A 26066-nucleotide genomic window follows, 5' to 3' on the forward strand; every position below is an offset into this window, starting at 1 on the left:
ACCACGCTCAGTCGTGATTTTCCCAACGATGACGCTCATCACATTCGATAAGCCGTGATTATTCACGCTGAGTAGACGATTGAAATTGGGTTTCGATGCAGGCAGAATCCGTACGTAATTACATAGTACGTAATACAGTACGCAATAATAGGAGCGATCATGGCCCGTGGCGGTATCAACAAGGCATTGGTGCAGCAGGCACGACAAACCCTGATCGCCAGGGGCGAACACCCGAGCATCGATGCCGTACGTATCGAGCTGGGCAATACGGGCTCCAAGACGACCATTCATCGCTACCTCAAGGAATTGGAAAGCCAGCCACCCATGGCGCCACAGGGCCTGACCATGCTGAACGAACCCTTGGCCCGACTGGTCGAGCAGCTGTCAGCGCAGCTGCAGGATGACGCCCAGTTACGCATCGATGCTGCCGAAGCGGCTTTCGCCGAACAGCGCGAACAGCTCGAGGCGCAATTGCAGTTGGTGCAGCAAGCGTTGGCGGCAGCTCATCAACAGCAGCAGGTCCAGGCCGCCGCCTTGGCCGCCGAATCGGAGCGGCTTGCTGCCACCCAGCACAGCTTGCAGGCTGAGCAGTTGCGCAATGCCAGCCTCAACCAGGCGCTCGGGGAATTGCAGGTGCGTCTGAACGACAAGGACGAGCAGATCCGTTCACTGGAGGACAAACACCGGCATGCCCGCGACGCGCTGGAGCACTACCGCAGCGCCAGCCGTGAACAGCGCGAGCAGGAGCAACGTCGCCACGAAGCGCAGGTGCAACAATTGCAGGTGGAGTTGCGCCAGTTGCAGCAAGGCATGGTCGTGCGCCAGGACGAAGCCACCCGCCTGCACCGCGACAATGAACGCTTGCAGGCCGAGCAGCGCCAGGGCGCGGCGCAGTGCAAGGTGCTGGAGGAGCAACTCGAGCAACGTGACGCCCAGGTACAAGGATTGCGGTCGATCCTGGCCCAGGCGCAAGGGGCTAGCGAGGAAATGCGCCGGCAACTCCAGGCCCAGACCCAGGCGCTGGAAAGCAAGCGGGAAGCGTGCCTCGAGCAAGCCCGCCAGCTCGAACGCCTGCAAGCGCGCCTGGCCGCGCGACACGAACTGGAGCAGCAGGAAGGCCGCGCCACAGGTGACTGACGCGATGCGCGGCAGGGAAGGGCTTGCAAGTAAATTGTTATAACGTAACATTTACCAGCTCACCCTTTCCCAGGAATGTTCCCGTGATTCGCAGAAATCCCTCTGGCCACCTCCCCGAAATCGCCGAGTCGGCCTACATCGACAAGACCGCCATCATCTGCGGCAAGGTCGTCATCAAGGACAATGTGTTCGTCGGCCCCTATGCAGTCATCCGGGCCGACGAAGTGGACGCCAGCGGTGACATGCAAGCCATCGTCATCGGTGCCAATTCCAATATCCAGGATGGCGTGGTGATCCATTCCAAGTCTGGCGCTGCCGTGACCATCGGCGAATACACCTCCATCGCCCATCGCTCGATCGTGCACGGTCCCTGCGTGGTAGGCGACCGGGTGTTCATCGGCTTCAACAGCGTACTGTTCAATTGCCGCGTGGGTGACGGCAGCGTGGTGCGGCACAACTCGGTGGTCGACGGGCGCGACCTGCCCGAACGCTTCTATGTGCCGCCAACCGAGCACATCGGCCCGCACACCGACCTGGACCGTTACCCACCCGTGAGCGTGTCGGCGTCCGAGTTTTCCGAGGATGTGGCGCGTACCAACATCGACCTGGTCCAGGGCTACAAAGCCTTGCAGAACGAGTTCTGAGCATGGCCGAGCTTTTGGTGCGCAATGCCCGGTTGGTCAATGAGGGGCGGCAGTTCGACGCCGACCTGTTGGTGCGCAATGGGCGGATCGACAAGATCGCCAGCAGCATCGAAGGGGTGCGGGCCCGTCTCGAAATCGATGCGGCAGGGCAGTGGCTGGTGCCGGGCATGATCGACGACCAGGTGCATTTTCGAGACCCCGGCGCGCCTCACAAAGGCACCATGGCCAGCGAATCGCGGGCTGCGGTGGCGGGCGGCATCACCAGTTTCATGGACATGCCCAACACCGACCCCGCCACCTTGACCCTCGAGGCGCTCGCCGACAAGCAACGCCGCGCGGCAGCGGTGTCGCGAGCCAACTACGGCTTTCACTTCGGTGTCAGCAACGACAATCTGGACACCGTCGCCGACCTCGACCCCTCGCAGGTCGCAGGCGTGAAAGTGTTCATGGGGGCTTCGACCGGCAACATGCTGGTGGACGACCCCAAGGTGCTGGAGCGCCTGTTCAACTGCTGCCCAACGCTGCTGTTGGCCCATTGCGAACACACCCCGAGCATCCTGGCCAACGAGGCTCGCTGGCGTGATCGCCATGGCGAGTTCATCCCTGCCAATGCGCACCCACGCATTCGTGACGCCGAGGCCTGTTATCGTTCCTCGTCGCTGGCCGTGGACCTGGCCCGGCGCTTCGGCACGCGTCTGCACGTGCTGCACCTGACCACCGCCCGCGAACTTGCGCTGTTCGCGCCAGGGCCGGTGGCGGCGAAACGCATCACCGCCGAAGCCTGCCTGCACCACCTGCTGTTCGACGACAGTGACTACGTGCGCCTGGGGCACCTGATCAAATGCAACCCCGCGATCAAGTCGCGCAGCGACCGCGACGCCCTGCGCCAGGCCCTGGCCGACGATGTGATCGATGTGATCGGCACCGACCACGCGCCGCACACCCTGGAGGAAAAACGCCGCGTGTATGCCCGCGCACCGTCCGGCTTGCCCTTGGTGCAGCATGCCTTGCCAGCCGCGCTTGAGCTGGTCAGCGAAGGCGTGCTGAGCCTGGCCCAGGTGGTGCGCAAGACCAGCCATGGGGTCGCCGAGCTGTTCGGCATCCGCGAGCGCGGCTTTCTGCGCGAGGGCTATTGGGCTGATTTCGCCCTGGTCGAGCGCCTGTTGCAGCCGCGTCCGGTGGCCTCTGAACCGGTGCTCGCCCATTGCGGATGGACGCCATTCCAGCACCGCAGCTTCCACCACGCAGTGCGCAGTACCGTGGTGTCGGGCCAACTGGCCTGGCATCAAGGCCAGGTGCAGGACCGCTGCCAGGGCCTGCCGTTGTTGTTCGACCGTTGAAACCTCCTTATGTACGAGTGGTGCCCATGACTGAAGAAGACCTGCTCCGCCAGCCTCCCGAGGCCTACATGAACGAACCCCAGCGTCAGTTCTTCCGCAACTTGTTGCTGGCCCAGCGTATTGCCTTGCAGACGCGCATCGACGAAGAGTTCCAGGCCCTGCGTCAACAGGAGGTGCACAGCGATGCCGCCGACCAGGGCAGCGCCGAGGAAGAGCGGCATTGGCAGCTGCGCAGCCTGGAGCGCGAGAAACGCCTGCTGGACAAGATCGACCAGGCGCTGGAGCGCCTGGCGCGGGGAAATTACGGCTGGTGCGAGGAAACCGGCGAGCCGATCGGCCTGCGCCGGTTGTTGCTACGCCCAACGACCACCCTGAGCATCGAGGCCAAGGAGCGTCAGGAACTGCGCGAGCGTCATCTGCGCGCCGAGTGACGGCTCAGTCGTGGGCCAGCGGGTGCGCTTGCAACTGCCAGCGCACGGCGCTGACACCTTTCTCCAGGCTGACCCGGCTGACCATGCGCTCCAGCTGGCTGGGTGCCTGCGGCGTGCCCACCAGCTCGGCGCGCACTTCCAGCCGGCTCGGGTCGGGCAGGTCCTCGCTGTGCAGCGATTGCAGGCGCAGGCTGGGGTCACCCAGGGTATGCAACAGCAGGCTACGCACCTGGATCTCGTCCTCGGCGCGGCAAACGATGGACACCTCGAAGCGTTGCTCAACCTCACTGGCCGGCAGTACGTCCTGGCGGTCCAAGCGCTGGGAGAGCTCGCGCAGCAGGATATTCGCGCACAGCACCATCGACGTGCCCAGCGCGGCCTCCAGCAGCAGACCCAGGCTGCACAGCACGCCGATGGCGGCGGTGCACCAGAGGGTCGCTGCGGTGTTGAGCCCGCGCACATTGAAACCATCGCGCATGATCACGCCGCCTCCGAGAAAGCCGATGCCGGAGACCACGTAGGCAGCGATGCGCGAAGCATCGCTGGGTGCCATGCCCGGCACGGCCTCGGTGATCAGCATGAACAGGCAGGCACCGGTGCTGACCAGCGCATTGGTACGCAGGCCGGTCAGGCGCTGGCGCAGTTGGCGTTCGGCACCGATCAGGGCGCCGAGCAGCAGGGCTACGCCGACACGCAGCAGAAAAATGTTCCAATCCATAGCAAACCTCTATCCGCGGGCGGTGCCCGCATAGATCACGAAAATAAAGAGAATGCGCAGGACCACGGGCCCGACCGCGCCGGGGCGCTGGGGCAGGGGAAGAAGGGGAAGGACCACCGTCTACCGGGTTCGGCGAGACCGTGGCAGAAACGCTGCCGGACTAGCTCGCCGTGTGGGCCTGTCGCAATCGACTGGGGCTACTGTCCAATTCAGGGTTCCTGTGGGGGATGCGAAATTGCGTCGCGGACCTTACGCCCAGGCTCCATGAGGGTCAAGGGCGGTTTGATGACAATTGCTTCATCGCCCCGGTCTTCGGCGCGATTTCATCCTGTTCCTACGCAATGCTACCCTTGCGGCCTTCGTAGACTGATGCCGGACCCTCACATGCTGTTCAACCTCGCCATCCTGCTAGGCACCTTAGTGGCCATGGAAGGTGTCGGCACCCTGGCCCACAAGTACGTCATGCACGGCTGGGGCTGGTGGCTGCACCGCTCGCACCACGAGCCGCAGCTGGGCATGCTCGAGACCAACGACTTCTATCTGCTGGCCCTGGCCCTGATCGCGGCGGCGCTGGTGGCCCTGGGCAAGGCCGGGTATGCGCCACTGCAATGGGTCGGTGCGGGTGTGGCTGGGTATGGCGTGTTGTACGTACTGGCCCATGACGGCTTCTTCCACCGTCACTGGCCTGAAAAGCCGCGCCCGGTACAGCGCTACCTCAAGCGCTTGTACCGGGCGCATCGGCTGCACCATGCGGTGAAAGGGCGGGACGGCAGCGTGTCGTTCGGCTTTTTCTATGCGCCGCCCTTGAAGGTGCTCAAGCGCCAGTTGCGCGAGCGGCGCCAACGCTGATCAGCCCGCGGTTTCCCGCGCGCCGGCCGACGCCTCGCGGCCACGGCTGACACACCAGCCGAACACCGCGGCGGTAAAGAACATGATCAAGCTGTAGATTGCCGCAGGCACCGCCATGGTGGGGTTGTTCAGAAGGCCCGGGCTCAGCGCCAGGGCGATGGCCAGGGTGCCGTTGTGGATACCGATCTCCATGCCGATGGCTATGGCCTGGCGCTTGGGAATCTTCAGCAGGCGCGGCACCCAATAGCCCACGCCGAGGCTCAGCAGGTTGAACAGCAGGGCGGCCAGACCCACCAGCGGGGCGTACTCGACTACCGTCTGCCAGTCCTTGGCCAACGCCAGCACGATGGTGAACGCCAGGAACAATGCGGCCACCAGCTTCATGGGCTTTTCCATGCGCGAGGCGAAGCCGGGGGCATAGCGGCGAATCAGCATGCCCAGGGCCACCGGCAGCAACACGATGGCGAATACCTGCATCACCTTGGCAAATTGCAGCGGGATGGCTTGGTCCGACTCCATGAACCACATCAGCGACAGGTTCACCAGCAGCGGCATGGTGAGGATGGCGATCAGCGAGTTCACCGCAGTCAGGGTGATGTTCAGCGCCACGTCACCATGGGCCAGGTGGCTGAACAGGTTAGCGGTGGTGCCGCCAGGTGAGGCGGCCAGCAGCATCAAGCCCACGGCCAGTGCTGCCTCCAGGCCGAAGCCGTTGGCGATCAGGAAGCATGCGAACGGCAGCAGGAGGATCTGGCAGGCCAGGCCGATCAGTACCGGCTTCGGGTATTTCACTACCCGCGCGAAGTCGGCCAGGGTCAGCGACAGGCCAAGGCCCAGCATGATGATGCCCAAAGCAATGGGCAGGATGGCGGTGAGCAGGGGTGAGGCGGTCATCGGCAACGTCTCGGGCGAGGGATTCGAAGCAGTGTAGGCGCACGTGTCAAGGTCGCTAATCGCAAAGTGCCAGGTCTTGGTAACCTTTTGTTACTGGCTTTTCCGGAATGTCGGCTCGCCAGCGTCGACACGCCGCGTTGCGGCGGGCTGTCGAGCGCAGTAGCATTCGCGCTTTTGCCAAGGATTTCGCCCGTCATGACGTTCCAGCAAGGCCTGCTTGCCACCCCGGTACCTGCCCACGCCCGCCACCTGTTCTTCGCCTTGCACTCGCCCGAGGCGCTGCCCGCAGTGCTGGACGCGCTGTTGCCGCAGGTCGACGGCCAGCAGCTGGTGCTCGCCGTCGGCACACCGCTGGCAAAGGCGCTGGGCCGTGAAGTGCCAGGCCTGCGCGCGTTTGCGCAGCTGGACGGGGTCGTCGAGAACCCCAGCACCCAGCACGCGCTGTGGCTGTGGTTGCGGGGCGGGGAACGCGGGGAGTTGTTCCTGCGAGCCCAGGCCCTGGAAGCGCAGCTGGCGCCGGCGTTGCGCCTGGTCGACAGCGTCGAGGGCTTCCTGCACCGCGGCGGCCACGACCTGACCGGCTACGAGGACGGCACCGAGAACCCGGTCGAGCAGGCCGCGATCGACGCTGCCATTACTGGCGGCGACGTACCGGGGCTGGCAGGCTCGAGTTTCGCAGCGTTCCAGCTGTGGAAACACGACCTGGGTTACTTCAAGGCTCTGCCCCAGGCCGAGCAGGACGCCATCATGGGTCGTCGCCTGAGCGACAACGAAGAGCTCGACGATGCGCCCGAGTCGGCACACGTCAAGCGCACCGCGCAGGAGAGCTTCGCACCCGAGGCTTTCATGGTGCGCCGTTCGCTGGCCTGGGCCGATGAGCGTGGCGCGGGCCTGGCCTTCGTGGCCCTGGGGCATTCGCTGGATGCCTTCGAGGTGCAGCTGCGGCGCATGAGCGGCCTGGAAGACGGCATTGCCGATGCCTTGTACCGCTTCAGCCGCCCGCTGAGCGGCGGCTACTACTGGTGCCCGCCCATGGGTGAGCATGGCCTGGATCTGCGCCTGTTGCTGGGCTGAGCCTAAATATCTAGATACAGAATCGCCAAGCGCTGTAGGACATTGCGACTAGCCTTGAAAGTTTCCGATTGATGACGGTGGTGCAGTTTCCTAGGAAGCGGCACCGACACCCACGGGAGCTTTCTTATGATGTACGCACGTCGCGATGTCCTGCTCGCCAGCGCCGCCCTGGGCCTGCTGGCCGCCAGCCCGATGCTGCGGGCCCAGAGCACTGCGGGAATGCTCACCCGCACGGTGCCCTCCACCGGCGAAGCGTTGCCGGTGATCGGTGCAGGTACTTCCGGCAGCTTCGAGGTGTCGGCGGGGTCCGCCCACTACCAGCAGCTCAAGGAAGTGCTCAAGGCCTTCTTCCAGGGCGGTGGCAAGATCATCGACACCTCGCCCAACTATGGCGGCGCCGATGCCATTCTCGGGCAGTTGCTGGAGGAGGGCGGCTGGCACCGCCAGTGCTTCCTCGCCACCAAGATCGCTGCCGACAGCCCCGAGGCGGCGCGTCAGCAGTGGGCCGAGACTCTGCGCAGCCTGCGCACCGACAAGGTCGATCTGTTGCAGATCCACAACCTGCGCGACTGGAAGACCCAGCTGCCCTACGCCCGCGAGCTCAAGCAGCAGGGCAAGACCCGCTACATCGGCATCACCCATTACCTGGCCAGCGGCCACGAGGCGGTCGCCGAGATCGTGCGCAGCGAGCCGTTGGACTTCGTGCAGATCAACTATTCGGTCAATGCCCCGCAAGCCGCCCGCGAGCTCTTGCCGCTGTGCCGCGACAAGGGCGTGGCGGTGCTGATCAACCGTGCCTTCGACGATGGCCGCTTGTTTGCCAAGGTCAAGGACCAGGCCTTGCCTGGCTGGGCTGCAGAAGCCGGCATCAGCAGTTGGGCGCAACTGTTCCTCAAGTTCGCCATCAGCCACCCGGCCGTCACCGCAGTGATTCCCGCCACCGGCCGCCCGGACCGTCAGCTCGACCAGCTCAAGGCAGGCGTTGGCCCGTTGTTGAGCGAGGCGCAGCAGCAGGCGCTGGTCAAGCAGTTTGCGTGAGGCCATGAACGGCTGGCGCCGCCGCCTGGACCAAAGCTTCAACATCCAGCCCGGTGAGAGCCCCGCGGTGGTCGCCGGGCTGCTGCTGTTCTATTTGTTGTTCACCGGTTATTTCATGCTGCGCCCGGTGCGCGAGACCATGGGCGTGGCCGGCGGCGTGGACAACCTGCAATGGCTGTTCACCGGCACCTTTGTCGCCACCCTGGTGTGCCTGCCGTTGTTTGGCTGGCTGGCCTCTCGGGTTCCGCGGCGGCGCATCCTGCCGTGGGCCTATGGGTTCTTCATCAGCAACCTTTTGTTGTTCGCTGTGCTCTTTGCCCGCGACCCAGATGAACTCTGGAATGCGCGGGCTTTTTATATCTGGTTGTCGGTGTTCAACCTTCTGGCCATTTCCCTGGCCTGGAGCGTGTTCGCCGACTTGTTCTCCAGCGAGCAGGGCAAGCGCCTGTTCGGCCTGCTCGCGGCGGGTGCCAGCCTGGGTGGCTTGAGCGGGCCGATCCTCGGCACCTTGCTGGTGGAGCCCCTGGGCCATGCCGGGCTGCTGGTGCTGGCCGGGCTGTTCCTGCTGGGCAGCGTAGCGGCGGCGTTGTACCTGCAGGCCTGGCGTCAACGCAACCCGCTGCCGACGACGACCGAACACCCGGCCTCACGCCCATTGGGTGGCAACCCGTTCGCCGGCGCCATGGCGGTGGTGCGCTCGCCTTACTTGCTGGGCATCGCGCTGTTCGTGGTGCTGCTGGCCAGCGTCAGCACCTTCCTGTACTTCGAGCAGGCCCGTATTGTCAGCGAGACCTTCACCGACCGTACCCGCCAGACCCAGGTGTTCGGCATCATCGACACCGTGGTGCAGGCGTTGGCGATCCTTACCCAGGTGTTCCTGACCGGTCGCCTGGCCCGGCACCTGGGGGTTGGCGTGCTGCTGGTGGGGGTGCCACTGGTGATGGCTGCCGGGTTCCTGTGGCTGGCGTTGGCACCCGTTTTCGCGGTGTTCGTCGTGGTGATGGTGGTACGCCGCGCGGGTGAGTACGCCCTGGTGCGCCCGGGCCGGGAGATGCTGTTCACGGTGTTGCCGGCCGAGCACAAATACAAAGCCAAGAACTTTATCGACACCGTGGTCTACCGAGGTGGCGACGCGCTGAGCGGCTGGGTCAAGCGAGGCCTGGACTTGATGGGCGAGCATCCGCAGTTGGCAATGCTGATCGGCGCTTTGATCGCCCTTGGCTGGGGTATCACTGGCGGCTGGCTGGGGCGGCAACAGCGGCGCCTGGAAGAACAATGATGCGTGGGCCTGCAGGGGAGACGCTTCCTTACAATATTTAACAAGATCAAATGAGACTAAATTGACTCACCCGCGTGCCATGAGTACCATCCGACCGGTTTTCCCAAGGCTCGGTGAGCGAAAAAATGAGCAATCTGCGTGCAACAGGCATGGCCAGCCTCCTGGCCGTAGCCGTGGCCCTGGCGGGCTGTGGCGACGAGGGTGGCCAGCAGGCCGCCGCGCCTTCCCCCCTTCCGGTACAAACCGTCACAGTCGCCAACGAAGTCCTGAACCTGGCCTCAACCCTGCCTGGCCGCGTCGAGCCCATGCGCGTGGCCGAGGTGCGTGCACGGGTGGCCGGTATCGTGCTGAACAAGCGTTTCGAGGAAGGCGCCGACGTCAAGGCCGGCGATGTGCTGTTCCAGATCGACCCGGCGCCGTTCAAGGCCGCTTTGTCACGTGCCGAGGGCGACCTGGCGCGGGCCGAGGCGGTGCGCCAGGAGGCCCAGGCACGGGTACGTCGCTACGCACCGCTGGTGCAGATCGAGGCCGTCAGTCAGCAGGACTTCGACACTGCCAGCGCCGACCTGCGCAGCGCCGAAGCAGCCATCCGCTCGGCCCAGGCCGATGTCGAGACCGCCCGCCTGAACCTTGGCTACGCCACGGTCAAGGCGCCCATTTCCGGGCGTATTGGTCGTGCCCTGATCACCGAGGGCGCATTGGTAGGGCAGGGCGACGCCACGCTGATGGCGCGCATCCAGCAGCTCAACCCCATCTACATCGACTTCACCCAGTCCGCCGCCGACGCCCTGCGCTTGCGCCAGGCGCTCAAGGATGGCGCCCTGGCCCGCGACGACCAGGTGCTGACGGCGCGGGTAGAGGGTACCGACTACGAGCGCCAGGGCCAGCTGATGTTCACCGATGTGGCGGTCGACCCGGGCACCGGCCAAGTCACCCTGCGGGGGCGCTTCGACAATGCCGACGGCATTCTGCTGCCTGGCATGTATGTGCGTGTGCGCACCCCGCAAGGCACCGACAACCGCGCCATCCTGGTACCGCAACGCGCGGTGCAGCGCAGTGCCGACGGCCAGGCGCGGGTAATGCTGGTGGGGGCCGACGGCATGGCCGAGGCCCGCGAGGTGCGCACCGGGGCCATGCAGGGCGCGCGCTGGCAGATCCTCGAAGGGCTGCAGCCGGGTGACCAGGTCATCGTCGGTAGTCCGGCAGGGCTCGCACCAGGGTCGCCGGTAGCGCCGAGCGCGGCGCAACAGGCCGCGACGCGCTGATACAGGGAGAGTCCAATGTCCAAGTTCTTCATCGCCCGGCCCAATCTTGCCTGGGTCGTGGCCCTGTTCATCTCCCTGGCAGGCCTGCTGGCCATCCCGATGTTGCCGGTGGCCCAGTACCCCAGCGTGGCGCCGCCACAGATCACCATCACCGCCACCTACCCAGGGGCCTCGGCCAAGGTGCTGGTGGAGTCGGTGACCAGCGTCATCGAGGAGTCGCTCAACGGCGCCAAGAACCTGCTGTACTTCGAGTCGACCAACAACTCCAACGGCATCGCCGAGATCGTCGTTACCTTCGAACCGGGCACCGAGCCGGAGCTGGCCCAGGTCGACGTGCAGAACCGCCTCAAGAAGGCCGAGGCCCGGCTGCCGGGCGCGGTGACCACCCAGGGCATCGAAGTCGAGCAGACCAGCGCGGGCTTTTTGCTGATCTACGCCTTGAACTACAAGGACTCCAGCGCCAGCGGCGACACTACCCAGCTGGGCGATTACGCCGCACGCAACATCAACAACGAGCTGCGCCGCCTGCCCGGGGTGGGGAAGTTGCAGTTCTTCTCCTCGGAAGCAGCCATGCGTGTATGGATCGACCCGCAGAAGCTGGTGGGCTACGGCTTGTCGATCGATGACGTGGGCAACGCCATTCGCGGGCAGAACGTGCAGGTACCGGCGGGGGCCTTCGGCAGCGCGCCGGGCAACAGCCAGCAGGAGCTGACCGCGACCCTGGCGGTGCACGGCACCTTGGACGACCCGCAGGCCTTCGGCCGCGTGGTATTGCGCGCCAACCCGGATGGCTCGATGGTGCGCCTGGCCGATGTGGCGCGTCTTGAGGTGGGCAGCGAAAGCTACAACTTCTCTTCGCGCCTGGATGGCAAGCCGGCCGTGGCCGGGGCGATCCAGCTGGCGCCGGGGGCCAATGCCCTGAAGACCGCGGCGTTGGTCAAGGAGCGCCTGGACGAGCTGTCCGAATTCTTCCCCGAAGGGGTCGAGTATTCGATTCCCTACGACACCTCGCGCTTTGTCGACGTGGCCATCGGCAAGGTAATCGCCACCCTGGTCGAGGCGATGGTGCTGGTGTTCCTGGTGATGTTCCTGTTCCTGCAGAACATTCGCTACACCCTGATCCCCTCGATCGTGGTGCCGGTTTGCCTGCTTGGTACGCTGGTGATCATGAAGCTGCTGGGCTTTTCGGTGAACATGATGACCATGTTCGGCATGGTGCTGGCGATCGGCATCCTGGTCGACGACGCCATCGTGGTGGTGGAGAACGTCGAGCGGATCATGGCCGAGGAAGGCCTGCCGCCGACCCAGGCGACGATCAAGGCGATGGGGCAGGTGTCGGGGGCGATCATCGGTATCACCCTTGTGCTGTCGGCAGTGTTCCTGCCGCTGGCGTTCATGTCCGGATCGGTGGGGGTGATCTACCAGCAGTTCTCGCTGTCGCTGGCGGTGTCGATCCTGTTCTCCGGCTTCCTGGCCCTGACCTTCACCCCTGCATTGTGCGCCACGCTGCTCAAGCCGGTGCCTCAGGGGCATCATGAAAAGCGCGGGTTCTTCGGCGCTTTCAACCGCGGCTTCACCCGTCTGACCGACCGCTACTCGGCGCTCAACGGTGCCCTGGTAGCCCGCGCCGGGCGTTTCATGCTGGTGTACGCCGGGATCCTCGTGGTGCTGGGCTACTTCTACCTGCGTTTGCCCGAATCGTTCGTGCCGGTCGAAGACCAAGGGTATGCCATCGTCGACATCCAGTTGCCGCCGGGCGCCAGCCGCCTGCGTACCGACGCCACCGGCCAGGCCCTGGAACAGTTCATGATGACCCGCGAGGCGCTGGCTTCGGTGTTCGTGGTCAGCGGCTTCAGCTTTTCGGGTATGGGCGAGAACGCCGCGCTGGCCTTCCCGACGTTCAAGGACTGGTCCGAGCGCAGCGCCGAGCAATCGGTGGAAGCCGAAACCGCTGCGGTCAACGCACGTTTCGCCAGCCACGGCGATGGCAGCATCATGGCGGTCAACCCGCCGCCGATCGATGGCTTGGGCAACTCCGGTGGTTTCGCCTTGCGTCTGTTGGACCGTGGCAACCTTGGCCGCGAGGCGTTGCTGGCAGCCCGCGACAAATTGCTCCAGGAGGCCAACGGCAACCCGGCGATCCTCTACGCGATGATGGAGGGCCTGGCCGAGGCACCGCAGCTTCGGGTCGACGTGGACCGCGAGAAGGCTCGCGCCCTGGGCGTGACCTTCGAAACCATCAGCAACACCTTGTCCACGGCATTCGGCTCGCAGGTGATCAACGACTTCACCAACGCCGGCCGCCAGCAACGCGTCGTGGTGCAGGCCGAGCAGGGCGAGCGGATGACCCCGGAGAGCGTGCTGCGCCTGTATGCGCCCAACGCTTCAGGGCAGCAGGTGCCGTTCAGCGCCTTCGTTTCCACGCGCTGGGAAGAAGGGCCGGTGCAGATCGTGCGCTACAACGGCTACCCCTCGATCCGCATCGCCGGCGACGCCGCGCCAGGCCACAGTACTGGCCAGGCCATGGCCGAGATGGAGCGCCTGGCCGCCGACCTGCCGCCAGGCATCGGCTACGCCTGGACGGGGCTTTCGTACCAGGAAAAGGTCTCCAGCGGCCAGGCCAGCAGCCTGTTTGCACTGGCCATTCTGGTGGTGTTCCTGCTCTTGGTGGCGCTGTACGAGAGCTGGGCCATTCCGTTGACCGTGCTGCTGATCGTGCCGATCGGTGCCTTGGGCGCGGTGCTGGCGGTGATGGCCGCAGGCATGCCCAACGATGTGTATTTCAAGGTCGGCTTGATCACCATCATTGGCCTGGCGGCGAAGAACGCGATCCTGATCGTCGAGTTCGCCAAGGAACTCTGGGAGAAGGGCTACAGCTTGCGCGATGCCGCCCTGGAAGCTGCGCGCCTGCGCTTCAGGCCGATCGTGATGACCTCCATGGCGTTCATCCTCGGCGTGGTGCCCCTGGCCATCGCCAGCGGCGCAGGTGCCGCGAGCCAGCGAGCAATTGGTACCGGGGTGATTGGCGGCATGCTCAGCGCGACCTTGCTTGGGGTAGTGTTCGTGCCGATCTGCTTCGTCTGGGTGCTATCGGTGCTCAAGCGCCAGGCGAAGAAGAAGGCAGAGGCTGCGGAACTCGCAGAGGGCTGATATGCAGGAGCGGGCTTGCCCGCGAAGATACCACTGCGGTGTATGGCCAGGGCTGCGCCCTGGTTCGCGGGCAAGCCCGCTCCTACAGGTTAAGCCTGGACCCGCGCGCCGTGCAGGAACAACTGCTCCAGCGCCTGCGCCGAATAAGCACGGGCCGCTCGGCCGCGGCGTTCGGCGTCGGCCATGCCGAAGATCATGGTCAGGAACATTTCGGTGAACACCGCCGCGCTGATATCGATGCGCAGCACGCCCATCTGCTGGGCCCGCAGGAAGAACACATCCATGGCCTGGTTGTAGGCTTTCCAGCGGCGGTCGTCGCCGTCACCCAGCAAGGTGTCGGGACGGTACTGGAACATCAGGAACAGCAGCATCTCGTGGTGCTTGAGGTGCTCGGTGATCAACTGGCGTAGCGCCGACAGCGGTTCGGCGTTGCCAAGGTCGGCGTCTTCGATGACCTGGTTGAGTACCCGCTCGCCATGTTGTTCAAGCATGTCCACGAGGTTGTCGCGGGTGCCGCAGAAGCGGTGCAGGGTGGCCTTGCTGATACCGGCAGCCTCGGCCAGTTCCTTCAGGGTCGCGCGGGGGTGGAGGACGATGGCATGGGCGAGCGCCTTGAGCAGGCGTTCGTCTTGGGATGGGGGTTGCATCGAGGCTCCTCGCATAGGTCGCATGGCAACCATTGTGCAGGAAAATGGAGTGCTTTCAACTCAAGCGAGATGCTGGAGTCTTGTTTGAGACCTGTTTGCTTCGAATACGGGGACCATGACGGGTCCCCGTCATGCTCAATGCGGCGCGCGCACGATGGTCTTGAGCAGGTCTTCCGGGCTGATATGCCCGACTACCTGACCCACCGCGCTGCCGGGCGTGGGCAGGTCGATGATGTGGCTCTTCATCTTGCCGACCACATGCATTTCGCAGGGCTTGCAGTCGAACTTCAGGGTCAGCACCTCGTCGCCATGCACCAGCTGCATCGGCGCGACCTTGGTGCGCACGCCGGTCACGCCCTTGGCCTGCTTGGGGCACAGGTTGAAGGAGAAACGCAGGCAGTGCTTGGTGATCATCACCGGCACCTCGCCGTGCTCCTCATGGGCTTCGTACGCGGCGTCGATCAGCTTCACCCCATGACGGTGGTAGAAGTCGCGAGCCTTCTGGTTGTAGACGTTGGCCAGGAACGACAAATGCGCCTCGGGGTAGACCGGTGGCGGATTGGTCTCGGCCTTGCGCCGGCCGCGGGGGTGGGCCTTGACCCGCGCCTCGGTCAGTGCCTCGACCGCCTCGCGGCGCAGGGCCTTGAGCTGCGAATTGGGGATGAAGTAGGCCTGCGGGGCGTCCAGCACGATGGCATTGGCGTGGTACTGGGTGGTGCCCAGTTGGCCCAGCAGGTCGTGCAGTTGATCCAGCGCCTGCTGCGGCTTGTTGGCCGCACCGAACGGACCGTCCAGCGCCACCTGCACACTCACACCTTCCTCGCTGCCGGCTGTCAGCATCAGGCGCTGCTCGGTCAGCACGGCATGCCACTCGATGCCCACCCGGCGCTCGGCGGAAGTGCGCTGCAGGGCCTGCTGCCAGTTATGGTCGAGGTTGCGCGACAGCGGGTGGTTGGGACGCAGCTTGTACAGGCCCTCGGGCATTTCGTTGGGCTCGACCCGGTAGCGGTAGCGCTTCTGGCCGTCTTCCTCGGACTCGCTTTTCAGTTCGGCGATATTGGCGCGGAAACCCACCACCTCGCGCTTGACCAGCACGTTCAGGCCATCACCGTTGGTCAACGGCACCTCGGTGGCCACCAGCAGGTCACGCTTGCCGACCTTTTCCACCACGCCCACCGGCAGGCCGGTGAAGGTTGGCGAGTCGAAGGCGCCGATGTCGATCTTGCGCTCGCTGACGAAGTAGTCGGTGCTGCCGCGGTGGAAGGTCTTGTCCGGGTCGGGCACGAAGAAGTGTTCGGTGCGCCCGCTGGAGGCGCGGGCCAGGGCGGGGCGGTCCTCGAGGATGGCGTCAAGCTCCTTGCGGTAGTGGGCGGTGATGTTCTTCACGTAGCCCATGTCCTTGTAGCGGCCTTCGATCTTGAACGAGCGCACGCCGGCATCCACCAGGTCGCGCAGATTGGCGGTCTGGTTGTTGTCCTTCATCGACAGCAGGTGCTTCTCGAACGCCACCACGCGGCCCTGGTCGTCCTTGAGGGTGTACGGCAGGCGGCAGGCCTGGGAGCAGTCGCCGCGGTTGGCGCTGCGCCCGGTCTGGGCGTGGGAGATGTTGCACTGGCCGGAGAAGGCCACGCACAGCGCACCGTGAATGAAGAATTCGACGGCTGCTTCGGTTTCAGCGGCGATGGCGCGGATCTCTTGCAGGTTCAGCTCTCGGGCCAATACCAGCTGCGAGAAACCGGCCTGGTCGAGGAACTTGGCCCGCGCCAGGGTGCGGATGTCGGTTTGCGTGCTGGCATGCAGCTCGATCGGTGGGATGTCCAGTTCCATCACCCCCAGGTCCTGCACGATCAGCGCGTCGACACCGGCGTCGTACAACTGGTGGATCAGCTGGCGAGCGGGCTCCAGTTCGTTGTCGTGAAGAATGGTGTTGAGGGTGGTGAAGACCCGCGCATGGTAGCGGTGGGCGAATTCGACCAGCCCGGCGATGTCGCTGACATCGTTGCAGGCGTTGTGGCGGGCGCCGAAGCTCGGGCCACCGATGTAGATGGCATCGGCACCGTGCAGGATCGCCTCGCGGGCGATGGCAACGTCACGGGCAGGGCTGAGCAGTTCCAGGTGGTTCTTTGGAAGGGACATGTCGTTATGGTTTTGGCTGGTCACGGTCAAGGTGCGCATTGTAGCGGCGAAATGCTGCGGGAGCATCCTTGGGGTGACGAAGCCCCCGTGGGAACGGGTTTACCCGCGAAGATGGCGCCGCGATGTATGGCACCGGCTGCGCCGGCATGCGCGGCCGAGCCCGTTCCTACAGGGTGTGTGCAGACCTTGTCAGGTAGCTCAGCCCTTGGCGGCCATGGCCGTGACTTCCACGCGCATGCCCTCGAATGCCAAGGCCGACACGCCGACGGCAGCGCGTACGGGCCATGGCTTGGCGAAGAAACGCTTGTAGACCTCGTTGAAGGCGGCGCGGTCGGCCATGTCGGTGAGGTAGATGGTCAGGTGCAGCACGCGGTCCATGGAGCTGCCGGCACGCTCCAGGGACTCCTTCAGAAGCTGCAACGTGCGCTCGCTCTGGGTCTGGATATCGCCCAGCTCCAGCTCACCATCGGTGCGCAGCGGAATCTGCGTGGTTACCAGCAGGCCGTTGTATTCGGCCACATCCGAGGAAATGGAGTCGGCGTCCGGGTCGGGGGTGAAGCGGATGTCTGCGTGTGCCATGAAAAATGCTGCCTTGCTACGGAAGGAAAGGCGCAAGCCTACGCGAGCCATGGCCGAGGGTCGAGCCGCGCACCCGTCAGCCGCACATTGAAATGCCGGGGCTGCGCGGTCAGAATCGCCGCCGTTTGCCATGCAAGGGGTTTGAGTTGAACGAACACACACTGTCGATGCGCCTGGAACGGGTGGCAGCGCATATTCCTCCGGGCGCGCGCCTGGCCGACATCGGCTCGGACCACGGCTACCTGCCGGTAGCGCTGATGCTGCGTGGCGCGCTCGAGGCGGCGGTGGCTGGCGAGACGGCGCAAACCCCGTTCGAGTCGGCGCGGCGCAATGTGCTGCGCAATGGCCTGCAAGCGCGTATCACCGTGCGCCTGGCCAATGGTCTGGCGGCCATCGAGCCCACTGACCGGGTCAGCGCCATCAGCCTGTGTGGCATGGGCGGGGAAACCATTCGCGACATTCTCGCGCAAGGCAAGCAGCGCCTGGCCGGCAGCGAGCGCCTGGTGCTGCAACCCAATGGCGGCGAGCGTGAGCTGCGCCAATGGTTGATGGAAAACGGCTACTGCATCGTGCATGAGGAAGTGCTGCGCGAAAACCGCTTCGACTACGAGATCATCGTCGCCGAGCCGGGGCAGGCGGTGGCCTACAGCGCCGAGCAGCTGTACTTCGGGCCGTTGCTGATGGAGGAGAAAAGCCCGGCGTTCCTAGTCAAGTGGCGGCGCATGCTGCGTCAGAAGCAGCAAACCCTGGCGCACTTCGAGCGGGCTCGAGAAGTGCCGCAGGACAAGGCAGCGGCTTTCGCCACTCAAGTAGCCTGGATTCACCAGATACTGGCCTGAAGCCTTACAACGAGCAGTCACCCATTTGCCGGAAGGCAATTTCGTGGGTCTGGCCTTTATGGTCGACATACACCATGTGCGCGATACCCACTTCGCAGCGGTCGGCATTGCTGGCTGGCGTGAGCGAGATCACCTTGGCGATGTCCAGCGGCGTATCGTAGGTGTAGTTCGCCACGTTGGCAGGTTGCTCGGCGGCAAAGGCGCTAAAGCAGGCGAGGGCGCCGCAGAGGGCGATCAGGGGCAGGGAAGTGTTCATGGCAGTCTCCAAGTGAGGATGTATCTAATGATGTATTCATCAGCCATCCACAATAAATGGGGTAAACCGTGATAGATTCCTGCCTTTAGCGTACGAATATAAGGTGATCCTACATGGACATGCTGCATGCCATGCGTACCTTTACCCGCGTGGTTGAGTGCGGCAGCTTCGCCGCAGCGGCCAACGCCCTGGATATTTCTGCGGCGCAGGTATCGCGGATCATCGCCGAGCTGGAAAACCAGCTGCAGACCCGCCTGCTGCACCGCACGACACGACGCCTGCGCATGAGCGAGGCGGGAGAGCGCTTCCTTGAGCGTTCCCGGCAAATCCTGCTGATGACCGACGAAGCCATGGACGAAGCCCGTGGCGCTCATCTCACACCCCGTGGCCACCTGCGCTTCCACTGTCCTTATGGACTGGGCCTGTTGTTGATGCCGCTGGTAGCGCGCTACAACGCCAGTTGCCCGGAAGTGGTGATGGAACTGACCTTGTCGCAACGCAACCCCGACCCCTTGGCCGAGGGGCACGACGTAGTAATCACCGTTGGCCAGGCCTTGCCGGACTCGCAACTGATCGCCATTCCCCTGGGCAGTCTCTACAGCATTTTCTGCGCCTCGCCCGAATACCTGGAACGTCAGGGTGTGCCCACCTGCCCGCAAGACCTGCAACAGCACACCTGTCTGCGCTTGGCCGACCCGATGTTCGAGGAGCACTGGACATTCGGCGATGGGCCGGAGGCATTCAGCATGGTGCCCAAGGACACCTTCCTGACCAACGTCGCCGACGCCATGTTGCGTGCTACCGAGCTGGGAATGGGGGTTGGCCTGGTGCCGTTCTACTCGGCCAGCCAGGCGCTTGCCGAAGGGAGGTTGTGCCGCGTGCTGGGCGAGCACCGCCTGCGTGAGCGCGCGGTCTATGCGCTATACCCGTCGCGACACTACCTAGATGCCAAGGTACGTACTTGGCTGGACTTGATCCGCGAACAGCTGTCGCTGCTGTTCGCGGTGCACGAGCAGGTCGTGGACGACCGCCGCTACTGGCGCTGATCAGCGCGCATCCTGGTCTTCGGCCTTGCCGCCGCTGGCACCTGCACCGCTACCGGTGGCCTCGCCGGTGCTGTTCGAGCCACCCGTGGCGCCGTCGGCGGCATCGGAATTGGTGCCGGTGTCGCTGGCGTCATTGTCCTTGGTGCCGCCAGGGGTGTTGACGCTGCTGCCTTCGCCAGCGGTCTTGCCCTTGGTGGGGGCGTCGCTGGTGTGCCCGGCGTGCGGACGGTTATCGGTGCCGTTCATGTCGGTGGCTGCAAAGGCGGCGCCGCAGGTGAGGCTCAGGGCAAGGGCGAGGGGAAGTGGACGAATGCGCATCATGAGTAATCTCCGGGGGAGGTGATGGTCATTCGTTAGGCCACCAGCCATCGCCAAGGGTGCCCGATACCCGACGGACGGCTAGGTTCAGGCCGCCTCGGTGCGCACTGGCGGTCGCTCGCCGGTCAGCGCATCGACGATCGGCGGGTGCTCCTGCGCCGCCTGCATCAACGCCTCGGTCACCCGCAACTCGGCGCCGGTAGGGGAGAACGTCGCGCTCGCCACGAACGGTGCCGGGTGCTGCGCCGCCGGGCGCTTGCCACGTCGCCACAGGAAGCAGCTCACCATCGCCAGGTTGACCACGGCGAACGCCCAGAACAGCCCGGCCTCGCCATAGGAGGTCATCACCGGCGAGATCGCCAGCGGGCTCAGCGCCGACCCCAGGGAGTTGATCAGCAGCAAGCCTTGGATCATCGGCACCAGGGCGTCGGCCGGGGCGCGGTCGGCGGCGTGGCTGACCGCCACCGGGTACACCGCGAACACGCCACCGCCCAGCAGGAACAGCACCAGTGGCAACCAACCCGAGGCCGGTGGCAGCATCAGGATCACCAGCGACAGCAGGACGCACAGCGCCCCCAGGGTAATCAGCACGTCCTGGCGGTCCTTGCGGTCCGACCAGCGCCCCACCGGGTACTGCAGCAGCATCGCGCCAAGGATCACCCAGGCCATCATGCTGCCGACTTCCCCCACGTCCAGGCCGATACGTTGCAGGTACAGCGGCAGCAGCGCATACACGGCGGCAATCGCTACCCCGGAGCCGAAGCAACCGACCAGGCCGCTGGGGGTCACGCCCAGCAATTGCCGGGGCTTGAGCGGCTCGACCTGCTCGAGCAGCGGCGAAACCTGCGGCAGGATCACGATCGGCAGCACCGACAACGCCGCCAGCATGCCCGCCACCATGAACGGCGCGGTGTCGCCCATTCCCACCAGGCTGCCGAGCATCGCCTGGCCCAGCACCCCCGCGCCGTACAGGGCGATCATGTACAACGCCAGCAGGCGCCCGCGCACCTTGGCGTCACCGGCCAGCAGCAACCAGCTCTCGATGACCAGAAACACCCCGACCGTGGCCCAGCCGTTGACCAACCGCAGGACGAACCAGCCCCAGGTATCGACGAACAGCCCTTGCAGCAAAATGGTCGCGGCGATCAGCGAGGCGAAGCTGCTGTAGGCGCGAATATGGCCGATGCGCAGGATCAGCCGGTCGTTGAACAGCGCACCCAGGGTCAGGCCGATGAAGAAAGCGGCCGAGACGACGCCGATCATCGTCGCCGACTCGCCGGCAGCGCCCAGGCGCAGGGTGGTCAGGGAGTACAGCAGGCCGTTGCCCAGGGCAACGATGAACAACCCGAGCAATGGCGCCAGTGCCATGCCCAGCAAACGCGAAGACATACAGACCTCAAGAGCTGGAGTAGAACGCAGATGCCTTTCGCGGGTGCACGCCGAACCTGGCCACAAGGGGCCGGTGCTGCACGAAAATGCGGGGGATGGGGCGAAAGGGCGCGGCATTCTACGCGTTGGCCCGTGGTTACCAAAGCCCCCTTGTTGCGACAATCGGTCGCACAGGGTGTGGCTCGGCCATATCCGCACTCATATTCAGACTATTCCCACAAGAGATGGGCATTTCTCGCATAATGCTCGCCCAACTGCCCCAAGGAGCGCACATGCTGTCTTCACTGTTCGCCGTCCTGGCTCCGGTGTTCTTCGTGGCGGGTATCGGCTATGCCTGGGCGCGCAACGGCATGGACTACCCGACCGAATTCATCGCGCGTCTGGTGATGAGCGTCGGCACCCCGTCACTGGTGCTTTCCACCCTCAGCCGCACGAGCCTGGAGCCGACCGCGTTCGCCAGCATGGCGCTGGCCTGCGTGCTGTGCCTGCTCGGCATGGCGCTTTGCGGAGGGTTGGTGTGCTTGGCCTCGGGTCAACACTGGCGGGTATTGATGCCCGCGTTCATGTTTCCCAATACCGGCAACATGGGCCTGCCGATCAGCCTGTACGCCTTCGGCGAGCACGGTCTGGCCCTGGCGGTGGCGTTCTTCCTCACCCTGGCGATCTTCCAGTTCACCCTTGGCCTGGCCATGTCCGGCAGCAGCGCCTCGTTCAAGGCGCTGCTGCGCAACCCCATTGTCATCAGCCTGTGCGCCGCGTTACCGCTGATCTTCTTCGACCTCACGCTGCCGGCCTGGCTGGCCAACACCGTCAACCTGCTGGGCGGCATGACCATCCCGCTGATGCTGCTGACCCTGGGCGTGTCCCTGGCCAGCATCCGCCCCCAGCACGTGGGCGGCGGCATCCTGCTCGGCGGCTTGCGTATCGTTCTGGGTGGCGCGGTGGGCTGGGCCGTCGGCGCGCTGCTGGGGCTCGACCCACTGGCCCACGCGGTGCTGGTGACCCAGTCGTCGATGCCGGTGGCGGTGTTCAACTACCTGATGGCCGTGCGCGCCAAACAGGCGCCAGAACAAGTGGCCAACCTGGTGATGTGCTCCACGGTGTTGTCGCTGGCTTGGTTGCCGGTCGTACTGGCGCTGTGGCTGTAGCGGCTCGTCATTCTTTTGTAATGACGGCGTCATGCCGTCGTTTCCCCCGGCTTTCTACAGTGGCTCCAACCCCTCAGCCAAGCCGGGAGAACCCCATGAAACTCCGCTCGCTCGTCCTCGCCCTGTCCCTTGCCGCCGGTGCCACCGGCAGGTCGTCGGCCTGGGCCGCCAATGCTTCCAGCGCCCCCCAGGAGGTGAAGAACATCGTGCTGGTGCACGGCCTGTTCGCCGATGCCTCGAGTTGGGCCAAGGTGATTCCCTTGTTGCAAGCCAAGGGCTTGCACGTGACCGCCGTACAGAACCCCACCACGTCGCTGGACGACGATGTCGCTGCGGTGAACCGCGCGCTGGCCCACCAGGACGGCCCGGTGATCCTGGTCGGCCACTCCTATGGCGGCATGGTGATAAGCCAGGCCGGTACCGCGCCTGAGGTCAAAGGCCTGGTGTATATCGCCGCCCGCGCCCCCGAGGCGGGGGAGGACTACCCAGCATTGACCAAGCGCTTCCCCGCGGCACCGGCCTCGGCTGGCCTGCAATGGTCTGCCGACGGCTATGGCCAGCTGAGCGAATCGGCCTTCGTCAACGATTTCGCCGGTGACCTGCCCAAGGCCGAGGCACAGATGTACTACGCCGTGCAACAGCCGGTCGGCGAAGGCATCAAGACGGCCCGCACCAGCATTGCCGCCTGGAAGGACAAACCGACCTGGTACGCCGTCTCTACCCAGGACCGCACCATCGACACCCAGCTACAGCGCTTCATGGCCAAGCGCATGAATGCCCAGACCGTGGAGTTGCAAGCCAGCCATGTGTCGCTGCTGTCCCAGCCGGAGGCTGTGGCCAAACTGATCCTGCAAGCGGCCCATGTACCCGGCCAATAAAGGCCCGAGGCTATACTGCGGCGTGAATCACGAGAGGCGGGGGGCGCTGTGAAGATCCTCATCATCGAAGACGAAGCCAAGACCGCCGCCTACCTGGCCAATGGCCTGACCGAGGCGGGCTACAGCGTCGACTGCGCAGGTAACGGCGTGGACGGCCTGTACATGGCTCGCGAAACCGCCTACGACCTGGTCTTGCTGGATGTGATGCTGCCGGAAATGGACGGTTGGGCGGTGATGCAGCGCCTGCGCAGCCACAGCCGCACCCCGGTGTTGTTCCTCAGCGCCCGCGGGACACTGGAGGACCGTCTGCGCGGTCTGGGGCTAGGGGCGGACGAATACCTGGTCAAGCCGTTTTCGTTCGCCGAGCTGCTCGCACGCATCCGCATCATCCTGCGCCGCGAACAGCTTCAGCCCGACACGCAGTCGTTGTGCCTGGGTGACTTGCGGGTGGATGTCGACAAGCATCGCTGTGAGCGCGACGGTGTGCGCATTGCGTTGACCAACCAGGAATTCAGGCTGTTGGTGTGCTTCCTGCAACACCCCGAGCAAGTGTTGTCGCGCACCTTCCTGGCATCACGGGTGTGGGACATGAACTTCGACAGCGATACCAATGTGGTCGACGTGGCCGTGCGCAGGTTACGCCAGAAGATCGACGACCCGTTCCCGGTGCGCTTGATCCACACCGTGCATGGCGTGGGCTACCGCTGCGAGCTGGAGGCATGAGGCGCCTGTCGTTGACCGCGCGCCTGGCGCTGCTGCTGGCAACGTTTTCCTTCGTGGCCCTGGCCGTGCTCGGTAGCGCTTTGTACGTGGCCTTGGCGCGCCAGCTGGCCCTGCGCGACGACGGTGCGTTGCTTGCGCGGGTGGAGCAGATCCGCACTTTGCTGCGCGACCTGGATGCCCGCCAGCTGATCGCCGAAAAGCCGCAGTTGTTCGGCAACATGCTGGGCAACACCGAGTCACTGCTGGTCATTCGCTATGTCGGTGGGCCGGCGCTGCTGGAGGTGAACCCCGGCAAACGCAAGATTCCCAGGGTCGCGCCGTTGCCCGATGGGCAACCCCTGGCGTTGAAGGATGTACGGCGCAGCTTCATGGCCGACGGCACCTCGTTCATCTATACGGCGGTCATCAGCGAGGGTCGTGCGGGCCAGCCGCCTCTGGAGATCCTCTCGGGCCGGCTGCTCAGCGAACGCACGCGCATTCTCGCCGCGTACCGCGACAACATCGTGCTGTTCGCTTCGTTGATGGCGGTGCTGGCCGCTGCCCTGGCCTATGTGCTGGCCAGGCGCGGGATGTCGCCGCTACGGCGCCTGGCCCGGCAGACCGCCTCGATCGGGGTCGGGACCTTGTCTACCCGCCTGCACGCAGACCTGGCGCCAGCTGAACTAGGGGCGTTGATCGAGCAGTTCAACGCCATGCTCGAGCGCCTGGAACGCGGCTTCGAGCAGCTCAAGCAAGTGAGCGCCGACATGGCACACGACCTGCGAACGCCCATCAACAATTTGCTCGGGCAGACCGAAGTCGGCCTGGGGCAGCCGCGGGAGATGGCCTACTACCAACACCTGCTGGGCTCGAACTTCGAGGAACTGCAACGGCTGTCGCGGATGATCGACAACATGTTGTTTCTCGCCCGCGCCGAGCATGCGGACACTGCGATCCAGCGCACCGGGCTGGATGTGGCGCAGGAGCTGGCGCGGCTTTGCGAGTACTTTGAGGGCTTGGCTGGCGAGCGTGGCGTGCACCTGGTCTGGGCAGGCGAGGGGGCGCTATGGGCGGATGCCGCACTGTTGCGCCGAGCGCTGGCCAACGTGCTGGCCAATGCCGTGCGCTTTGCCCAGACGGGCAGCACGGTAACGGTGAGGGCACAGCGGCAGGCGGGAGGCGTGAATATCGAGGTCGTCAACCACGGCCCGCAGATCGCGCAAGACGACCTGCAGCGGGTGTTCGAGCGCTTCTACCGAGTGGACGCAGCGCGCCAGGGTTCGGAACGTTCCAGCGGGCTCGGCTTGTCGATCGTGCGTTCGATCATGCAACTGCACCAGGGCCGCTGCTGGGCAACCAGCGAGCAGGGTCAGACCTGCTTCGGGCTGTGGTTTCCCGGGCAGCCGGTATAAGTCCGCCTGGTCTCAATCGCGACGGCGCAACGCCCGCGCCAGGGCCACGGTCAGCAACACCGCCAGGGCCACGGCCAGGATGAAGGTAGCCGCGACACCCAACGGCGCCAGCAGATGGGCAAGCGCCAAGTAGAAGGCGATCACGCCGACTGCGCCGATGGCGTTGCCGCGGATCATCGCGGCCATGCTCGGGCGCCCACCTTGCAGGTGCGAAAACACCACCAGCGGCCAGGCGATCACCGGGATCGGCGCGAGCATGCCGCTGGCCGCCGGGCCCAGCCAGCTGGCGCAACCGGTGATGACCATCAGCAGGGTAGTAGCGGCGACCATGCGCAGCGGGATCTCCCAGATGCGATGGCGCAACCTGGCCGGTGTACCTGCACTTTGTTCGCGCGCCGTCACGCGCACCAACAGCGCCACGATGGACAGCGCAGCGGCGATCGACACCACCAGGTTGCCCCCGTGGGTGAAGGCATAGGCCACCGCTGCGTAGAACAGCAACGACAGCAGCACGCTCGCACCCACCCCGAGCTTGCGCGACACCAGCAAATAACAGGCGTAGGTGGCCTGCACCGCGGCCAGCCCGCCCAGTGCGCCCGGTACCGCACTCAGGGCGAACGCCGGGCCTTGTTCCAGGCAAAGAAACAGCATCACCAGCGCCGAGGTGATCGGCAGGCCTGAAAGCAAGCCCCCCAACAGCCCGCCCCAACGCCGCGATGCCAGGGACACGGCCCACATCAACAGCGGGGTGACGAGCAGTTTCAGGTACAAGAGCGTCATGGAGGGCGCAAGCTCCGGGCTTTGGAACGATGAACGGCCGAGCATTCTCGCGCAAAGGGCGACATTTTCAAGCGCGTGGCGAATCTGTTATCGCGCCGCACCGCTGTTTGGCCCGGC

At 65.0% G+C, this 26066-nt stretch carries 25 protein-coding genes; 16 read left to right on the forward strand and 9 right to left on the reverse strand.

Going from position 1 to position 26066, the window contains the following annotated elements; translation table 11 throughout:
• The first annotated feature begins 159 nt into the window (after positions 1–159).
• The 4 genes from RAC97_RS03855 to dksA all read left to right on the forward strand — a co-directional run bounded on the left by RAC97_RS03855 (position 160) and on the right by dksA (position 3552).
• The gene (locus RAC97_RS03855; RefSeq protein ID WP_375097956.1) at positions 160–1137 is read left to right on the forward strand and encodes a DNA-binding protein; all 978 of its coding nucleotides are present in this window, start codon (positions 160–162) and stop codon (positions 1135–1137) included.
• Between the two features lie 83 nt (positions 1138–1220).
• On the forward strand, positions 1221–1781 hold the full coding sequence (locus RAC97_RS03860; protein WP_375097957.1) for a carbonate dehydratase: 561 nt from the start codon (positions 1221–1223) through the stop codon (positions 1779–1781).
• 2 nt (positions 1782–1783) lie between these two features.
• Positions 1784–3121 carry a dihydroorotase gene (locus RAC97_RS03865; protein WP_375097958.1) on the forward strand — a complete coding sequence of 446 codons (1338 nt, stop codon included), beginning with the start codon at positions 1784–1786 and terminating at the stop codon, positions 3119–3121.
• 26 nt (positions 3122–3147) lie between these two features.
• Positions 3148–3552: an RNA polymerase-binding protein DksA gene (dksA, locus tag RAC97_RS03870; protein WP_375097959.1), complete on the forward strand. Its 405-nt coding sequence runs from the start codon at positions 3148–3150 to the stop codon at positions 3550–3552.
• Between the two features lie 4 nt (positions 3553–3556).
• Here dksA and RAC97_RS03875 read toward each other — a convergent pair whose 3' ends face one another.
• Complete coding sequence (locus RAC97_RS03875; protein WP_375097960.1) at positions 3557–4270, reverse strand: MgtC/SapB family protein; 714 nt, start codon at positions 4268–4270, stop codon at positions 3557–3559.
• 384 nt (positions 4271–4654) lie between these two features.
• On the opposite strand from RAC97_RS03875, the gene RAC97_RS03880 reads away from it, so the two are divergent.
• Complete coding sequence (locus tag RAC97_RS03880) at positions 4655–5119, forward strand: sterol desaturase family protein (RefSeq protein ID WP_375097961.1); 465 nt, start codon at positions 4655–4657, stop codon at positions 5117–5119.
• Here the strand turns inward: RAC97_RS03880 and RAC97_RS03885 are convergent, their stop codons facing one another.
• On the reverse strand, positions 5120–6013 hold the full coding sequence (locus RAC97_RS03885; RefSeq protein ID WP_375097962.1) for a bile acid:sodium symporter family protein: 894 nt from the start codon (positions 6011–6013) through the stop codon (positions 5120–5122). It lies immediately after the preceding gene.
• 195 nt (positions 6014–6208) lie between these two features.
• On the opposite strand from RAC97_RS03885, the gene RAC97_RS03890 reads away from it, so the two are divergent.
• From RAC97_RS03890 to RAC97_RS03910, 5 genes are all read left to right on the forward strand, one after another.
• Positions 6209–7087 carry a Dyp-type peroxidase gene (locus RAC97_RS03890; RefSeq protein ID WP_375097963.1) on the forward strand — a complete coding sequence of 293 codons (879 nt, stop codon included), beginning with the start codon at positions 6209–6211 and terminating at the stop codon, positions 7085–7087.
• A gap of 129 nt (positions 7088–7216) precedes the next feature.
• Complete coding sequence (locus RAC97_RS03895; RefSeq protein WP_375098093.1) at positions 7217–8125, forward strand: aldo/keto reductase; 909 nt, start codon at positions 7217–7219, stop codon at positions 8123–8125.
• A 4-nt stretch (positions 8126–8129) separates the two neighbouring features.
• Positions 8130–9404: an NTP/NDP exchange transporter gene (locus RAC97_RS03900; RefSeq protein WP_375097964.1), complete on the forward strand. Its 1275-nt coding sequence runs from the start codon at positions 8130–8132 to the stop codon at positions 9402–9404.
• A 125-nt stretch (positions 9405–9529) separates the two neighbouring features.
• Positions 9530–10669 carry a MexC family multidrug efflux RND transporter periplasmic adaptor subunit gene (locus RAC97_RS03905; protein WP_375097965.1) on the forward strand — a complete coding sequence of 380 codons (1140 nt, stop codon included), beginning with the start codon at positions 9530–9532 and terminating at the stop codon, positions 10667–10669.
• Positions 10670–10684: 15 nt separating this feature from the next.
• Complete coding sequence (locus tag RAC97_RS03910; protein WP_375097966.1) at positions 10685–13819, forward strand: multidrug efflux RND transporter permease subunit; 3135 nt, start codon at positions 10685–10687, stop codon at positions 13817–13819.
• An 89-nt stretch (positions 13820–13908) separates the two neighbouring features.
• On the opposite strand, the gene RAC97_RS03915 is transcribed toward RAC97_RS03910, so the two are convergent.
• The 3 genes from RAC97_RS03915 to RAC97_RS03925 form a co-directional block, all read right to left on the reverse strand.
• Positions 13909–14466 carry a TetR/AcrR family transcriptional regulator gene (locus tag RAC97_RS03915; RefSeq protein WP_375097967.1) on the reverse strand — a complete coding sequence of 186 codons (558 nt, stop codon included), beginning with the start codon at positions 14464–14466 and terminating at the stop codon, positions 13909–13911.
• Positions 14467–14601: 135 nt separating this feature from the next.
• A complete protein-coding gene (locus tag RAC97_RS03920; RefSeq protein WP_375097968.1) occupies positions 14602–16602 on the reverse strand; it encodes a U32 family peptidase in 2001 nt (666 codons plus the stop codon).
• A gap of 198 nt (positions 16603–16800) precedes the next feature.
• Complete coding sequence (locus RAC97_RS03925) at positions 16801–17181, reverse strand: RidA family protein (protein WP_375097969.1); 381 nt, start codon at positions 17179–17181, stop codon at positions 16801–16803.
• A gap of 146 nt (positions 17182–17327) precedes the next feature.
• Here RAC97_RS03925 and RAC97_RS03930 point away from each other — a divergent pair, with 146 nt between their 5' ends.
• The gene (locus RAC97_RS03930; RefSeq protein ID WP_375097970.1) at positions 17328–18020 is read left to right on the forward strand and encodes a tRNA (adenine(22)-N(1))-methyltransferase TrmK; all 693 of its coding nucleotides are present in this window, start codon (positions 17328–17330) and stop codon (positions 18018–18020) included.
• A 4-nt stretch (positions 18021–18024) separates the two neighbouring features.
• On the opposite strand, the gene RAC97_RS03935 is transcribed toward RAC97_RS03930, so the two are convergent.
• Complete coding sequence (locus RAC97_RS03935) at positions 18025–18276, reverse strand: DUF2790 domain-containing protein (RefSeq protein ID WP_375097971.1); 252 nt, start codon at positions 18274–18276, stop codon at positions 18025–18027.
• A gap of 113 nt (positions 18277–18389) precedes the next feature.
• Between RAC97_RS03935 and RAC97_RS03940 the strand changes: the two genes are divergently transcribed.
• Complete coding sequence (locus tag RAC97_RS03940) at positions 18390–19322, forward strand: LysR family transcriptional regulator (RefSeq protein ID WP_375097972.1); 933 nt, start codon at positions 18390–18392, stop codon at positions 19320–19322.
• Here RAC97_RS03940 and RAC97_RS03945 read toward each other — a convergent pair whose 3' ends face one another.
• A complete protein-coding gene (locus RAC97_RS03945) occupies positions 19323–19643 on the reverse strand; it encodes a hypothetical protein (RefSeq protein ID WP_375097973.1) in 321 nt (106 codons plus the stop codon).
• An 84-nt stretch (positions 19644–19727) separates the two neighbouring features.
• Entirely contained in the window at positions 19728–21029 is a 1302-nt protein-coding gene (locus tag RAC97_RS03950; RefSeq protein ID WP_377747876.1) for an MFS transporter, read from the reverse strand.
• Positions 21030–21301: 272 nt separating this feature from the next.
• On the opposite strand from RAC97_RS03950, the gene RAC97_RS03955 reads away from it, so the two are divergent.
• The 4 genes from RAC97_RS03955 to RAC97_RS03970 all read left to right on the forward strand — a co-directional run bounded on the left by RAC97_RS03955 (position 21302) and on the right by RAC97_RS03970 (position 25169).
• A complete protein-coding gene (locus tag RAC97_RS03955; protein WP_375097975.1) occupies positions 21302–22177 on the forward strand; it encodes an AEC family transporter in 876 nt (291 codons plus the stop codon).
• A 194-nt stretch (positions 22178–22371) separates the two neighbouring features.
• Positions 22372–23055: an alpha/beta fold hydrolase gene (locus RAC97_RS03960; RefSeq protein WP_375098094.1), complete on the forward strand. Its 684-nt coding sequence runs from the start codon at positions 22372–22374 to the stop codon at positions 23053–23055.
• Between the two features lie 48 nt (positions 23056–23103).
• Positions 23104–23778, forward strand: coding sequence for a heavy metal response regulator transcription factor (locus RAC97_RS03965; RefSeq protein ID WP_375097976.1), 675 nt, complete (start codon positions 23104–23106; stop codon positions 23776–23778).
• Complete coding sequence (locus RAC97_RS03970; RefSeq protein WP_375097977.1) at positions 23775–25169, forward strand: heavy metal sensor histidine kinase; 1395 nt, start codon at positions 23775–23777, stop codon at positions 25167–25169. Before RAC97_RS03965 ends, RAC97_RS03970 begins: the two co-directional genes overlap by 4 nt.
• A 12-nt stretch (positions 25170–25181) precedes the next feature.
• Here the strand turns inward: RAC97_RS03970 and RAC97_RS03975 are convergent, their stop codons facing one another.
• Complete coding sequence (locus tag RAC97_RS03975) at positions 25182–25949, reverse strand: hypothetical protein (RefSeq protein ID WP_375097978.1); 768 nt, start codon at positions 25947–25949, stop codon at positions 25182–25184.
• Positions 25950–26066 lie beyond the last annotated feature (117 nt).

The organism is Pseudomonas sp. LS_2, assembly GCF_042709235.1.
GTDB lineage: Bacteria > Pseudomonadota > Gammaproteobacteria > Pseudomonadales > Pseudomonadaceae > Aquipseudomonas.

What these genes read in the sequence shown, in the direction of transcription:
- RAC97_RS03855 (WP_375097956.1), top strand. Translation starts at nt 160, where the DNA reads ATGGCCCGTGGCGGTATCAACAAGGCATTGGTGCAGCAGGCACGACAA.
- RAC97_RS03865 (WP_375097958.1), top strand. Translation starts at nt 1,784, where the DNA reads ATGGCCGAGCTTTTGGTGCGCAATGCCCGGTTGGTCAATGAGGGGCGG.
- dksA (WP_375097959.1), top strand. Translation starts at nt 3,148, where the DNA reads ATGACTGAAGAAGACCTGCTCCGCCAGCCTCCCGAGGCCTACATGAAC.
- RAC97_RS03875 (WP_375097960.1), bottom strand. Translation starts at nt 4,270, where the DNA reads ATGGATTGGAACATTTTTCTGCTGCGTGTCGGCGTAGCCCTGCTGCTC.
- RAC97_RS03880 (WP_375097961.1), top strand. Translation starts at nt 4,655, where the DNA reads ATGCTGTTCAACCTCGCCATCCTGCTAGGCACCTTAGTGGCCATGGAA.
- RAC97_RS03885 (WP_375097962.1), bottom strand. Translation starts at nt 6,013, where the DNA reads ATGACCGCCTCACCCCTGCTCACCGCCATCCTGCCCATTGCTTTGGGC.
- RAC97_RS03890 (WP_375097963.1), top strand. Translation starts at nt 6,209, where the DNA reads ATGACGTTCCAGCAAGGCCTGCTTGCCACCCCGGTACCTGCCCACGCC.
- RAC97_RS03895 (WP_375098093.1), top strand. Translation starts at nt 7,217, where the DNA reads ATGTACGCACGTCGCGATGTCCTGCTCGCCAGCGCCGCCCTGGGCCTG.
- RAC97_RS03900 (WP_375097964.1), top strand. Translation starts at nt 8,130, where the DNA reads ATGAACGGCTGGCGCCGCCGCCTGGACCAAAGCTTCAACATCCAGCCC.
- RAC97_RS03905 (WP_375097965.1), top strand. Translation starts at nt 9,530, where the DNA reads ATGAGCAATCTGCGTGCAACAGGCATGGCCAGCCTCCTGGCCGTAGCC.
- RAC97_RS03910 (WP_375097966.1), top strand. Translation starts at nt 10,685, where the DNA reads ATGTCCAAGTTCTTCATCGCCCGGCCCAATCTTGCCTGGGTCGTGGCC.
- RAC97_RS03915 (WP_375097967.1), bottom strand. Translation starts at nt 14,466, where the DNA reads ATGCAACCCCCATCCCAAGACGAACGCCTGCTCAAGGCGCTCGCCCAT.
- RAC97_RS03920 (WP_375097968.1), bottom strand. Translation starts at nt 16,602, where the DNA reads ATGTCCCTTCCAAAGAACCACCTGGAACTGCTCAGCCCTGCCCGTGAC.
- RAC97_RS03925 (WP_375097969.1), bottom strand. Translation starts at nt 17,181, where the DNA reads ATGGCACACGCAGACATCCGCTTCACCCCCGACCCGGACGCCGACTCC.
- RAC97_RS03935 (WP_375097971.1), bottom strand. Translation starts at nt 18,276, where the DNA reads ATGAACACTTCCCTGCCCCTGATCGCCCTCTGCGGCGCCCTCGCCTGC.
- RAC97_RS03940 (WP_375097972.1), top strand. Translation starts at nt 18,390, where the DNA reads ATGGACATGCTGCATGCCATGCGTACCTTTACCCGCGTGGTTGAGTGC.
- RAC97_RS03945 (WP_375097973.1), bottom strand. Translation starts at nt 19,643, where the DNA reads ATGATGCGCATTCGTCCACTTCCCCTCGCCCTTGCCCTGAGCCTCACC.
- RAC97_RS03950 (WP_377747876.1), bottom strand. Translation starts at nt 21,029, where the DNA reads ATGTCTTCGCGTTTGCTGGGCATGGCACTGGCGCCATTGCTCGGGTTG.
- RAC97_RS03955 (WP_375097975.1), top strand. Translation starts at nt 21,302, where the DNA reads ATGCTGTCTTCACTGTTCGCCGTCCTGGCTCCGGTGTTCTTCGTGGCG.
- RAC97_RS03970 (WP_375097977.1), top strand. Translation starts at nt 23,775, where the DNA reads ATGAGGCGCCTGTCGTTGACCGCGCGCCTGGCGCTGCTGCTGGCAACG.
- RAC97_RS03975 (WP_375097978.1), bottom strand. Translation starts at nt 25,949, where the DNA reads ATGACGCTCTTGTACCTGAAACTGCTCGTCACCCCGCTGTTGATGTGG.